The following is a 12,516-nucleotide window of genomic DNA, read 5'->3' as shown; positions in this document are numbered from 1 at the left end:
AAACCAAACGCAATAGTGATGATATGAATTAAATGAAAATAAAAAAAAGAGATAGTTCTGGAGAAGCCCAGCTCCTCCAGCTATTTGATCTTTCAGTCTCTCCTGCTCAGGACGAGGTAAGCGACTGCCAGAAGGCCAGTCAGGGCGAAGATGCTGCCAAATCCAGGTGTCTGGTTAGCGGTTGCCTCTGCAGCTTCCTCAGCATGGGCTTCAGCTTCAGCTACCTCTTCTTTGGCCTCTTCAACTACTTCCTCAGCTTCCTCTACCGTCTTGTTGGCTTCCTCGACGGCTTCCTTAGCCTCTTCTACAACCTTCTCGGTATCATTGACAGGAGTGACTACAGCGGTCTCCTCCTCTGCTACTTCTTCCTCTCCCTCGATGGTTGCTTCCTTGTAGATGTAGTATCTGAGCTCATCGGCATCGGCGGTCTTGATGGAGACGCCAGGCATGAGGCTGATATCCTTGTTCTTGCTGAGGGTGATATCGTTATCCTCAATATCCATGGTGATGGAGTCGGCGGTGACCGTCTGGATGGTCATCTTATCGTACTCGGTGTTCTCAGAGACATCCCTTGGGTTGTCAGAGAGCTGCCACAGTCCATCTATGGTTGCCAGGTTCTGCTCGGCACCACGGAAGGCATTCTTGAAGTGAGCAGCGACGATGACTACATCCTTGGAGTCGCCGATATCCTTCTTGTAGTAGTAGGTCTTGTCCTTCATTGTGGCGCCATCTTTGGATGGGGAGATGACCTTGCTGTCCACAACAGCTCCGTCCTTGGAGAGCTCGAGATAGACCTTGTTACCATCGATATCGATGGCTGCAATGGACAGCTCATAGCCCTCTTCCATAGCCAGAGGTGTGCCGGAGGTGACCGTTCTCTCATCGTCGTTGTCCATCAGGATCTTGAGAAGCTGCTCATCGGAGAGAACATTCTCGTCGTCGGACTCCTCGAAGAGGACATCATCAGTGGTATCTGGGGTGTCTATGTATCCGGCAAAGTACTTCTCGGCCATGAAGCCAATGACGTTGTAGGATCCCCATGGCTCATATTCGAAGTCGTCTGCCATGACCTTGGTGGTATATACTACGCCATCAGGCTCAAGGAGCTTATTGCCCTCGGATATGGTTGCGACCAGTTCTTCGGTCTTGATGTTGTCATCGATATCGTAGTAGAATCCAGCGAAGTTGTCGGCAGTCCAGGTGAAGGTATCAGTGGCCACATTGCCCCTGATCTCATAGGTTCCTGGCTCGGTGATCTCCTTGTAGAGGTAGTATCTGAGCTCATCGGCATCAGCGGTCCTGATGGAGACGCCAGGCATGAGGGTGATATCCTTGTTCTTGCTAAGGGTGATATCGTTGTCCTCATTGTTCATCATGATGCTGTCGGCGGTGACCGTCTGGATGGTCATCTTGTCGTACTCGGTGTTCTCAGAGACATCCCTTGGGTTGTCAGAGAGCTGCCACAGTCCATCTATGGTTGCCAGGTTCTGCTCGGCACCACGGAAGGCATTCTTGAAGTGAGCAGCGACGATGACTACATCCTTGGAGTCGCCGATATCCTTCTTGTAGTAGTAGGTCTTGTCCTTCATTGTGGCGCCATCTTTGGATGGGGAGATGACCTTGCTGTCCACAACAGCTCCGTCCTTGGAGAGCTCGAGATAGACCTTGTTACCATCGATATCGATGGCTGCAATGGACAGCTCATAGCCCTCTTCCATAGCCAGAGGTGTGCCGGAGGTGACCGTTCTCTCATCGTCGTTGTCCATCAGGATCTTGAGAAGCTGCTCATCGGAGAGAACATTCTCGTCGTCGGACTCCTCGAAGAGTACATCTTCAACCGAATCTGGGGTGTCTATGTATCCTGCAAAGTACTTGTCGGCCATAAAGCCGATGACATTGTAGGATCCCCAGGCCTCATAGTCGAAGTCGTCTGCCATGACCTTGGTGGTGTATACGACGCCATCAGGCTCCATGAGCTTATTGCCCTCGGTCACGGTTGCTGTCAGTTCCTCGGTCTTGATGTCGTCATCAAGATCGTAGTAGAAGCCGGCAAAGTCGTCCGCGGTCCAGGTGTCGGTCCCTGTGGCGACCTTCCCGCGAATCTCGACACTGTCAGCCGCTCCTACTGCCATCGCTGTTGCCAGTAATAGCACCATCGATGTAAATGTAATTGCAGCCAATTTCTTCATCTTTTAACCTCCTATTTACCCTTCATGATCACTTTTAGCAGCATACAGTCTGATTATTCTTAAAACTATTGCCTGAATAACATCTCAAACCGCCCGCTAAAGGCATGGCGCACGGTATCTCCTGCATTGCCATTGCTTTCGGGCGCATCTCTGACATGTGTATAGCTACGTCACCCTCCTAATCCCATAAGGGACTATAGGGTAGTGATAGAGTATTTCCCTATTATATCTTTTTTGGTCAATGATAGCAGCTTGGTGCTGGTCTTTCCCACACAGAGCTAAGAGGTTGACCAAAGAGCTTTGCTAGGCTCAAAGCCTGCATTATCTGCCTTGTTTAAAAGCTTATTCTTTGATCTGGATAAACGAGAAAGGCCGCAATGGATGAGAGAAGATAGAAAATGAGAAATGGAGCAGATTGAGGATATCAGCTCAAAGAGGCAGCAGCAACCCCCGGAGAGAGTTGATCGATAGGATCGAACAAGAGGATTTTTGCCATCTACAACGGGCCTTTATGCATCGATGTATATCGTATAGGCAATCGGGTTGATGCGAATGAGGAAACACTGATCATACTCTTCGTATTCTTTCTGAATACATTATCTTCCAAAATATTAAAAAATTTTGATTTTTAAAGGGAAAATCGTTTTACGAGATGCGGTATTATATGCAAATATGAGTGAAGGGAAGTTCGCCCTGGTCTATCATCCCATCTATCTATTGCACGATACCGATGGACATCCTGAGAGAAAGGAACGCCTGACGGCGATCTTGGATAGAATCGAATCCGAAGGACTGGATATTGAGTGCATCACGCCGAAACCCGCGACGATCGAGCAGGTCGAATCAATACACGGGCGGAGGTATATCGATCAGGTGAAGGCCATATGCGAGCGGGGAGGCGGCCACCTCGATATCGATACCATCCTCTCCAAAGACTCTTTTGATGCCGCCCTCATGGCAGCGGGTGGCGCCATTGCTGCCGTGGATGCGGTGATTGAAGGCCATAGGGGAGCTTTTGCCCTGGTCAGGCCGCCCGGCCACCATGCCATGCCCAATCGCGGCATGGGCTTTTGCGTCTTCAATAATGTGGCCATAGCGGCAAGACATGCCCAGTCCAGGGATCTCGAGAAGGTTTTGATAGTGGATTGGGATGTTCACCATGGTAATGGGACCAATGCCATATTCTACTCCGATCGTTCGGTGCTGTATTTCTCCACCCACCAGTTTCCCCACTATCCGGGCACGGGCAGAATGAACGACGTCGGGGAGGATGGCGCAGAGGGGACTAATGTGAATGTGCCCCTGCCCTCGGGCACCGGGGACGAGGGCTATCTGATGGCCTACCGGGAGATATTAAAGCCAATAGCCATCGAGTTCTCTCCTGATATCGTCCTGGTCTCGGCAGGCCAGGATCCGCATAAGGATGATCCTCTGGGCGGGATGGGCCTGACAGCCAGCGGATTTGCCGCCATCGCCGGAGTGGTTAAGGAGGTTGCGGATATCTGCTCAAACGGAAGGGTGGCAGCCGTCCTGGAGGGAGGCTACAACCTCTTCGCCCAGGCGGAGGCCATTGTGGCCCAGATAAGGGCTTTTCAGGGGGATGTTCCGGATATTCACGGATTCGACCCCAAGGTCGCTAGGCGGATCGATGAGATAAAGAACATCCAAAAGGCCTATTGGAAGTGCTTTTAGCCTGGGCGAAAAAGCCTGTAAGCCCTCAATATATGGGGGCCCGAGCATCGAGGTATTGGGCCAGGAATATCCTGAACTCTCGATCCCTGATCTCCAGGATCTCCTGACCGGCGTATATCTTGTGTCCTCTGCGAATGGCCTCGGAGAGGTGCTTTCCCAGTGACAGCCCCTCCAGCTCTGCTGCCAGGAGATCCCGAGCGCAATTGTGTTTGCGGGATTCTTCCACCACCACTCTGCCCTCCTTGATGTAAGGTCCTGATAGGGGATGGGGATGGACGGCCAGGAAGCGGGCCACATGCTCCGCCTCCCAGACGGGCGGGCCCGTTCGGCGGCATGCTCTTGAGAGCTCCCAGCCCTCCATCTCAAAGAGCATCACCGCCCTGTCGCGATAGGCGAGGACATCGCTGCGCAGTATTAAAAAGCCTTTTCGAGTCAAGAGCGCCCTGATGGATTCTTCCGCTTTGCGCATCTGGGGGTAGAGGACATCCTCAACCACGTCCGGGGCCTGAAACTGGAGAATGAGGGGCATTGTCCCTCGCGCATCCATCCTGGCTTGAGCCTCCTCATCGGAGAGAGGCTCATCTTCGCGGGGGAAGAAGAACTCCAGGCTGGGCCGGTCGAGAAACGAGCGGGATGCGGCACTGAAAAGGAGCATCTTGTCCAGGGTCAGCGCCGCGGCCACGTTCCGGTTGGGGTCCACGGGATCCACCACCGTCAGAGGCTCATCATGCAGCTTCTTTCCCTCTCCCTCCAGGTCCAGGACGGTATCGGGCCTCCAGTGAGAGGCGGCCCGGAGAACATCGGGAAAAGAGCGATAGAGTATCACCAGCAGCTCCACCAGGTAGCCGGAAAAGCCGCCCGTCTTCAATTCTGAGCCGTAGACCCCTATTCCCTTGAGAAACTGCTTCAAAAGGAGGACATCATCCTCCAGGCCGGCGATCTTGCCCTTGATATATCTGGTATGAAATGGGGTTCTGTCCACCGCGGACTTCAGCCGGCTGGCATCATCGACCAGATAGCAGGGAACCAGATCCACCTCGAAGCCATCCACCCGAGCATGGACATATGGATGCTCGGCGTACCTCTCCTCGTGCTCCGGGGCAACCAGCCTGGCCAGTTCCATGGCTTCGCTCAGGTCGCTATTCTCCGGCACACCCAAAAAAATGTCCAGATCATGATCCTGGGCCAGCCAGGTGTCTCTGGCCGCCGAGCCCACCAGCATGGCCTGGAGGACCATGCCTCTCTCTTCTGCCAGACGCTCGATTTTTGCTATGATCTCCCTGGAGATAAGACGAAGCCTCTCTCTCTCTTTCGGGCTGGGCCGGACCTGGCTCAGCACCAATTCTCGAATCTCAGAGAGGGAACTCTGCCAGGTCTTCGTAGATGGGTCCTCCGGGGGTCAGTGTGCTCTTTTTGAGATAGAATTCCTCTACAGTGAAGCTTCCCAGGTCCACTGTAGACTGCAGGCCGATCTTCGCCAGAAGCTCCCGGCTGGTCCCGGCATTGGGCCTGCCCACCCTTCCTATTGTCACATGGGGGGTGAAGCCCCGCTCCTCCGGGGGAAATCCCAGGGATTTTGTGGCTGCTTCCACCTCAGCTGATAACTGGGAGAAGTCCCCTTCCAGGCCCAGCCAGACCACGCGCACCGATCTTCCGGGAAATGCGCCCAAACCCACTAAGCGGGCGGTGAAGGGGGCCGCCCTGACCGCAGCCAGAGCCTTTTTGACCCTCTCCACTTTTTCCGCGGGCACATCCCCCAGGAACTTGATGGTGACATGGACCAGATCCGGCCGGACCAGCCGCAAGCCCTCCGTGGCTATCTTGCTCTGCAGTGGTCCGACCTTTTCGCGCATCTCCTCTGGGAGATCCACCGCTACGAAGCACCTGATTCCCGTCATCTGAGTACGCTGCCCATGCTGGCCGAGGTCACCGACTTCCTGTAACGCGCCAGAACTCCGGTCTTTATGGCGTTCTCCGGCATATCTGGCATCCTCCATTCGCCTCTCCTCCGCTCCAGCTCCGCGGGGTCCACCAGCAGATCGAGCTTGCGAGCAGGGATATTTATGCTGATCATATCACCAGGCCGGACTAGAGCGATGGGACCGCCTACTGCTGCCTCAGGAGAGACATGGCCGATGCAGGGGCCTCTGGTGCCTCCGCTGAACCGGCCATCGGTTATCAGGGCGACGGATTCGCTCATCCCTGCCCCAGCGATGGCAGAGGTGGGCGCCAGAGCCTCTCGCATTCCTGGACCTCCTTTGGGCCCCTCGTATCTTATCACCACCACATCTCCGGGCTTTACCTCTCCTCCTACTATGCCGGCCATAGAAGCCTCTTCGCTATCATAGACCACTGCCGGGCCGGAATGGACGAGCATGGATGGGGATACTGCGGTCTGCTTGACCACGGATCCCTCCGGGGACAGGCTGCCAAAGAGTATGGCTATGCCCCCTTCGGCATGCACAGGTGAGCTGATAGTGCTTATGACCCGGGAGTTGGTGAGGGGGTTGATCAATTTGAATGAGTCCAGGTTCTCGCCCACCCTCTGGCCGGTAACGGTCAGGGCATCCAGGTCCAGTCGAGAGCGAAGGGCGCTCATGACGGCCGGAACCCCTCCTGCCCTCTCCAGGTCGATGATGTGGTGAGGCCCGCCCGGCCTGAGGTTGACCAGATGGGGCGTCTCGCGGCTGAGCTGATCGAAGCGCTCGATATCGAGGTCCAGGCCAAACTCCGCTGCGATCGCCATCAGGTGCAGAACTGTGTTCGTCGATCCTCCAATGGCCATGTCCACCCGGATGGCGTTATCCAGAGAGGCTGCTGTGACTATCTGGCGGGCGGTTATGCCCTTTTCCACCAGCTCCATGATCTTCATTCCAGAGAGCTTAGCAAGACGGATCTTTCGCGCATCGACCGCATGGGCGGTAGCGCATCCGGGCAGGGAGAGGCCCATGGCCTCGGTGAGGCAGGCCATGGTATTGGCGGTAAATAGGCCGGCACAGGAGCCTGCGCCAGGACATGCCATATCCTCCAGGGCATCCAGGGTCTCGCCCCCTTTCTGCCATTCCTCGAAGACATTGATCAGGTCAAGCTCCTTGTCGCAGGCGAAGCCGGGCATCATCGGACCGCCCGTGACCACGATGGTGGGCAGGTCCAGCCTCCCCGCAGCCATGATATGTCCGGGCACGATCTTATCGCAGGTGGGGATCATCACCAGGCCGTCGAGCTGATGGGACTCGGCCATGATCTCAATGGTGTCCTCGATCAGCTCGCGACTGGGCAGAGAATATCTCATTCCTTTGTGGCCCATGGCTATGCCATCGCAGACCCCGATGGTCTGGAATTCAAATGGAACTCCTCCGGCAGAGAGGATACCTGCTTTAACCGCTTCCCCCAGTCGATCGAGATGAATGTGGCCGGGTATGAAATCGTTACTGGAGTTCACAACGCCGATGAAGGGACGACGAATCTCCTCATCGCACAGGCCGGTAGCTTTGAGAAGAGCCCGATGAGGCGCTCTCTCTCTGCCTACCTTGGTGACATCGCTTCTCATATCCAAAACCTCCTTCGCCTCTGCCACTTTTGCGCTTAAGTAGTTGCTGTTAAATACCTCCAGATACTTGCCGCCAGATGGTGTTTGAAAATCATGGATGCCTATTCATTGTTCCTGGTATTCCTGGCAATTTACATAGCGATCTTGCTTGGAATCGGCCTGTATTTCTCCCGCAGGCAGAGGTCGGAGACCGACTTCTGGTTGGCGGGACGAGAGCTGGGACCAATCAGCATAGGACTTGCTGCTGCTTCAGCATGGACCACGGCCAGCGCGCTGCTCTTGGCCACAGGGCTTTTCCTCCTCTATGGCATTGGCTCGATCTGGATCTGGGTATTCCCGAATATCGCTGGCCTGGCCATCATCGCCGCCATATCGGGAAGAATCAAGAATATACCTGCTCTGACCCAGCCCGAGCTCATGGAGATAAGGTACGACCCAATGATCAGAGCACCTGTGGCCATCGCTGTGACCATTATGATGATACTCTTCTCGGTTACCGATTTCATCGGCTTTAAAATGGTGTTGGGGACCTTCTTCGGCATAGAGCCCATCTTCGCCATTGCCATCATGGCCGTCTCTGTAGCCCTTTATGTCGGTGTGGGCGGCTTTCGGGCGGTGGTCTGGACGGACATGATACAGTATATACTGCTGGCCGGCCTTGCCGCCTATGTTGCCCATATGGCTCTAGGCCTGTCTGCGAATGAGGGGGTCTCCCTCATCGCTGCATCCACAATGCTGGGCGCCGACTGGTGGGATATCTTCTCCATGGGCGGAATATTGGGTGCCCTGGTTTTCATAGTGGCTCTGGTGCCCGGCTGGGTGGCAGAACAGGATCCCTGGCAGAAGGTCTGGGCAGCTCGCGATGATCGCTCCGCGAAAAGAGGGCTTCTGCTTGGCGCCACCCTGTTGGTCCTGATATATTCTTTCTGCCTTCTCGCTGCCATAGGCCTCTCGGTGATCTATCCCCGGCCAGGGAATGAGATGGAAGCGGAGATGCTTTATCTCCGGATCATAAGCGATAACGTTCCTGGATGGCTCTTAGGCCTCCTGACCATTGGCTTTGCTGCGGCATCCATGTCCTGCACGGATACGTTCGCCACTTCGGGGGCATCATGCCTCTCCCGAGACCTGATCCAGCGGCACCTCTGGCCAACAGCCACGGTGAAAGAGATGCTGATTCTGAACAGGATTCTGATTGTGATCATGGTCTTCATATCCGCACTCATCGCTCTGAATGTGGACAGCATCATGGATGCGGTGATCATCGCCACGGTCATCGGCACTACATCTTACTTCTTTCCTATTATCGGGGGGCTTTACTGGAAACGGGCTACGAAGTGGGGGGCTATGGCGGCCCTGGTGGCGGGCGGGGGAACCCAGATCCTTCTCGTATCCTATGAGCAGTTCTGGCTGAAGGCGCCATTAGACAGCATCTCCCCCTATCTGGTTGAGCACGGCGTCCTGGTCGGCTTATCTTTGAGCGCCCTCTTCTTCGTGGGGGTGTCATTGGCCACCCGGCAGGCGGAGGATATCCGCCTCGCGCCATTCTTTACCGATATCGCAGAGCGGGTCTTCCAGGGCGATCTTCCCCGAGTGGACAGGACAAACCCTGACTATTTGAAAATAGCATCGGATATCGAAGAGAAGCTGGCAGGAGATCGCATTCATCTCAGACTGACCATTGAGTACTCCAGGGCCCATGAAGAGGCAGGGCATCAATTGCTGATGTGGAAGCCCTTTATAGAGAAGCTTCAAGAGAGGCATCCCGTCTGGTTCACTCCCACCGGGAGCCATGTCGCCTACCGCCTCAGCCAGGCTGATATGCAGGCCTGCATCAAGATGGTGCATGGCACCTCCCGGCAGATCTGGCTCAATTCAGAGCCGAGGCTGGAGGAAGGCGACCGCCAGAGGGATGAGCTGGTCATTGCCTATCTGGAGATAGGAGAGGTCTTGCTGGAGCTTGGCTTGCAAGCATCACCAAGGACATGAGAGAAGATATACAGCTGGCAGTGGTGGGTGCGGGGCCTGCGGGGAGCACCGCTGCCCTTGTAGCGGCCCGAGAGCTGGATGTGGTGCTCATCGATAGGAAGAGCGAGATAGGTAGCCCCGTCCAGTGCGGCGGATTTCTTCCGGAGGCCTGGGAGCTGGAGGCTCTGCTGCCTCGCGCCGGGCTCCCGGATGCCTTAAGGGAGATTCCCGAGCATTGCATATTGCATCGTACCCAGTTGCAGCGGATCTATTCTCCTTCGGGCAAGAGCAAAGAGTTTGCTGTCGCGGGGAGGGTTATAGACCGACGGGCCTTCGATCGCCATCTTGCCTCCCAAGCCGCTCGCGCCGGTGCCAGGATCCTTCCCGCCACCCGGGCGACGTTGGTGGAAGGCGGCCTGGAGCTCTCCGGCCATTATGCTGGGAGGCTCCGTCCTCAAATGATAATAGGTGCGGATGGCCCCAGCTCCATCGTCTCCCGCTATATGGGGAACCCCGCCCAGGAGGTGGGCATATGCCAAGAGTACGAGATGACTGATGTGGATATCGATAGCGATGCGGCAGAGATGTTCTTCTCGGCGAGATACGCTCCCGGCGGCTATGCCTGGATAATTCCCCTGGGCCCGGATAGAGCCAATGTGGGGGTGGGGGTGCGCGCATCTTACCTATCCGGCCAGAGGCTTTCCGACGTTCTGCAGCGATTTGTGCAGGATCATCCTCAGGCCTCGAAGAAGCTGGCCTCGGGCGAGGTGCTGGCGGTGATGCGCGGCCTGGTTCCCGCGGGCGGAACTGTAGGTTCGATCCAGAAGGGCAATATGATCCTGGCGGGGGATGCTGCCGGACACGTGCTGGCCACCAGCGGGGGAGGCATACCCCTTGCCGTGGTGGCGGGGAGGATCGCCGGCCAGTCTGCCATTGATCATCTGCAGTCGGGGACGCCTCTACAGGAGTATCTATCGAGCATTGGCCAGGAGTTCGGCCGGGAGCTGGACAGGTCGGTGCAGATCAGGAAGATGGTGGATGTAGCCATGAGGAGCGACCGGCTCATCAATGCCCTTTTTGCCGCCCTGAGCCCTGAGCAGATGAAATCGGTGATGCGCGCGCAGATACCATCGCCTCTCCGATCGCGCCATTGGGCTGATGGCGATCGGAGCGATAAAGAATAATAGGCTCCTCGCTATTTGCTATGGGTGAACTTGATTCGGTAATTCTCTGTATCTTTTCGCCTCTGTGGTGAACCGCTATGCTATGACCCAACCACAAGAGACACAGAGGAACAGAGGCCATATTCTCTGCTGGGCCTCACCCACATAATTCAGCGAAGAGCCGAATAATATGGTGAGAAGTAACATAATATCTATTAATAAGAGCGATCAGACCGCCCAAAGGAGGATCGGACTGCCTCCGCGACGGCCAGATCCCAGAGCCTGGATCGCTCTGATCGGGATCAAATCGATAATAAAAAGCAATAGGACGGCCGATCCCGTCCTTTATTATCGACTATTCTGCCTTCTCTTCTTTGGGAGCCTTGCCGAGCAGCTCCTCCAGGGATTTGGCTCCCGACTCCACTACCTTGACATTTATCTGGCCGACATCAGGAGAGATATCCCTTCCGTGGATGCTCTTCCTCTTCTTTTTCCCTTCAGCAACGGGATGATAGCCAGTTCCAGTGGAGAGGAGGATCTTCCTTCTCTTGGTGCCCGGCAGGTCTGCGCGCATGGGAAATCCCTCGCGATCGCTGCCGCCTGTGACCTGCATCGAGTATCCTGGCATGCCCAATATATCTCCTTCTATCTTGTCGCCGATATGCTTCCCCAGAAGCTTGCCTGCTCCCGGATCCTTAAGCTCTACCTGATAGGCTTTTCCGCTCTTGGGATCTGAGACTACAACTCTAAAATCCATCGTTCTTCCTCATCAATGAAATGTGACTTTGAGTCTAGGGATCAATGCCCTATAAAACCTTATCTTGTCTTTTAGCTTTAAATGATGGGCTTCATTCAAGGTCTGTCCAGATCGGTCATCCGTGAATAGTCCACGAGCATGGATATGGGCAGTGTCTTCATTCTCGCCCCCATCTCCTCCGCGGCCACCGTCCCATTAACACCAGCGTAAAAGGCTATGCCGATTTTTCCCGCAGCTACAGGGCAGCCCAGTATCGGCTCAGCAGGACCTCCTACCTTTATGAGGCCGCCAAAGCCCGCGGATCGGGATGCCTCCAGCAGCTCCAGAGCATGGCCAGCCGCCGCGACGGGAATCTCCCGAACATTGGCCAGCACTCTTCCCGAACCCAAGCGGATGGCATTGGCAACGCTCGTCACCTTCCGCCCCATGAAAACCTTCACCGGGTCCAGGGAGGATCCGGCATAAGCTATGAGGTCGGTGAACTCAATTGGCTGTTTTTCCTTGATCTTTGCCAGGCCAGCGAAGCTGGTGAGGACAGCAATTCCCTTCTTCATCAGGATTCCATCCATGGTTATGCTGCATACCGTAGCCAATCCCAGGGATCCAGCGGGCACCTCCAGGGTGGAAATCGCATCTCCTTCGTCCAGGATCAATACACGGCGGCTTATCGTATAGCCCTGGTCGAAGGCGCGACCGAGCATATCCAAGACCTCCTCAGCATCTGCCTTATCCACTATGCTGGTATTGGCGATGACCTGGCCCTGGCCGCTGCAGGGATCGAAGTTGCTCTTATACATATACTCTTCAATCCTGGTATTCACAAATCCAATTCGGTCGTCTATGAGCGCATCGCTCAGCTCCCTGGAGCCCAGAGAGGTAATAACACGACCACTGTACCCCTTCTTCCTGGTGAATCCCAGCTCATCCAGGATTTTGAGGTTGTAGCGCACCGCTCTCTCACCCAGATCATAGCCACGGCTGCAAAGGATGTCTGAGATCGCCCTCGCTCCCATTGGTATGCCGGCGCCCTCGATCACCCTGAGGATCTCTATAAGCCTGCGCTGGCTCATATGATTCTTAGTGAGCAGCTTCATCTACCCAGATCCTCCGGGAAAGGGAATATATATCTTATGCGGAGAACAAGGGCCAAAGCCTCCAAGAGCAATGGCCTTGGCGGCTAGTAGAGGCTAAAAGATA

The 12,516-nt window shown here is 55.4% G+C and carries 9 protein-coding genes; 3 read left to right on the top strand and 6 right to left on the bottom strand.

What is annotated here, in order from left to right; translation table 11 throughout:
* Nucleotides 1-92: 92 nt before the first annotated feature.
* Nucleotides 93-2,189, bottom strand: coding sequence for an S-layer protein domain-containing protein (locus MCON_RS04975; RefSeq protein WP_013718926.1), 2,097 nt, complete (start codon nt 2,187-2,189; stop codon nt 93-95).
* A gap of 672 nt (nt 2,190-2,861) precedes the next feature.
* Between MCON_RS04975 and MCON_RS04970 the strand changes: the two genes are divergently transcribed.
* Entirely contained in the window at nt 2,862-3,881 is a 1,020-nt protein-coding gene (locus MCON_RS04970) for a histone deacetylase family protein (RefSeq protein ID WP_013718925.1), read from the top strand.
* Nucleotides 3,882-3,906: 25 nt separating this feature from the next.
* Here MCON_RS04970 and cca read toward each other — a convergent pair whose 3' ends face one another.
* The 3 genes from cca to ilvD are packed head-to-tail and all read right to left on the bottom strand — an operon-like array spanning nt 3,907 to nt 7,431.
* Nucleotides 3,907-5,220, bottom strand: a complete 1,314-nt coding sequence (gene cca / locus MCON_RS04965; protein WP_013718924.1) for a CCA tRNA nucleotidyltransferase — start codon at nt 5,218-5,220, stop codon at nt 3,907-3,909.
* Between the two features lie 13 nt (nt 5,221-5,233).
* Complete coding sequence (thpR, locus tag MCON_RS04960) at nt 5,234-5,779, bottom strand: RNA 2',3'-cyclic phosphodiesterase (RefSeq protein WP_013718923.1); 546 nt, start codon at nt 5,777-5,779, stop codon at nt 5,234-5,236.
* Nucleotides 5,776-7,431, bottom strand: coding sequence for a dihydroxy-acid dehydratase (gene ilvD, locus MCON_RS04955; protein ID WP_013718922.1), 1,656 nt, complete (start codon nt 7,429-7,431; stop codon nt 5,776-5,778). Before ilvD ends, thpR begins: the two co-directional genes overlap by 4 nt.
* 93 nt (nt 7,432-7,524) lie before the next feature.
* Here ilvD and MCON_RS04950 point away from each other — a divergent pair, with 93 nt between their 5' ends.
* Together MCON_RS04950 and MCON_RS04945 are read left to right on the top strand one after the other, a co-directional pair.
* Nucleotides 7,525-9,420, top strand: coding sequence for a sodium:solute symporter family protein (locus MCON_RS04950; protein ID WP_013718921.1), 1,896 nt, complete (start codon nt 7,525-7,527; stop codon nt 9,418-9,420).
* Nucleotides 9,417-10,583 (top strand): geranylgeranyl reductase family protein, encoded by a 1,167-nt coding sequence (locus MCON_RS04945; protein ID WP_013718920.1) that lies wholly within the window; start codon nt 9,417-9,419, stop codon nt 10,581-10,583. Before MCON_RS04950 ends, MCON_RS04945 begins: the two co-directional genes overlap by 4 nt.
* Nucleotides 10,584-10,917: 334 nt before the next feature.
* Here MCON_RS04945 and MCON_RS04940 read toward each other — a convergent pair whose 3' ends face one another.
* Both MCON_RS04940 and MCON_RS04935 read right to left on the bottom strand, forming a co-directional pair.
* Nucleotides 10,918-11,319: a 30S ribosomal protein S6e gene (locus MCON_RS04940; RefSeq protein WP_013718919.1), complete on the bottom strand. Its 402-nt coding sequence runs from the start codon at nt 11,317-11,319 to the stop codon at nt 10,918-10,920.
* A gap of 95 nt (nt 11,320-11,414) precedes the next feature.
* Entirely contained in the window at nt 11,415-12,413 is a 999-nt protein-coding gene (locus tag MCON_RS04935; RefSeq protein WP_013718918.1) for a DUF128 domain-containing protein, read from the bottom strand.
* Between the last annotated feature and the right edge of the window lie 103 nt (nt 12,414-12,516).

This window comes from Methanothrix soehngenii GP6, from assembly GCF_000204415.1.
In the GTDB taxonomy this organism is placed as follows: domain Archaea; phylum Halobacteriota; class Methanosarcinia; order Methanotrichales; family Methanotrichaceae; genus Methanothrix; species Methanothrix soehngenii.
This window is presented reverse-complemented; position numbering and strand designations above follow the sequence as displayed.

Coding starts and splice junctions, on each gene's coding strand:
- MCON_RS04975 (WP_013718926.1), bottom strand. CDS start 2,189: ATGAAGAAATTGGCTGCAATTACATTTACATCGATGGTGCTATTACTG.
- MCON_RS04970 (WP_013718925.1), top strand. CDS start 2,862: ATGAGTGAAGGGAAGTTCGCCCTGGTCTATCATCCCATCTATCTATTG.
- thpR (WP_013718923.1), bottom strand. CDS start 5,779: ATGACGGGAATCAGGTGCTTCGTAGCGGTGGATCTCCCAGAGGAGATG.
- ilvD (WP_013718922.1), bottom strand. CDS start 7,431: ATGAGAAGCGATGTCACCAAGGTAGGCAGAGAGAGAGCGCCTCATCGG.
- MCON_RS04950 (WP_013718921.1), top strand. CDS start 7,525: ATGGATGCCTATTCATTGTTCCTGGTATTCCTGGCAATTTACATAGCG.
- MCON_RS04945 (WP_013718920.1), top strand. CDS start 9,417: ATGAGAGAAGATATACAGCTGGCAGTGGTGGGTGCGGGGCCTGCGGGG.
- MCON_RS04940 (WP_013718919.1), bottom strand. CDS start 11,319: ATGGATTTTAGAGTTGTAGTCTCAGATCCCAAGAGCGGAAAAGCCTAT.
- MCON_RS04935 (WP_013718918.1), bottom strand. CDS start 12,413: ATGAAGCTGCTCACTAAGAATCATATGAGCCAGCGCAGGCTTATAGAG.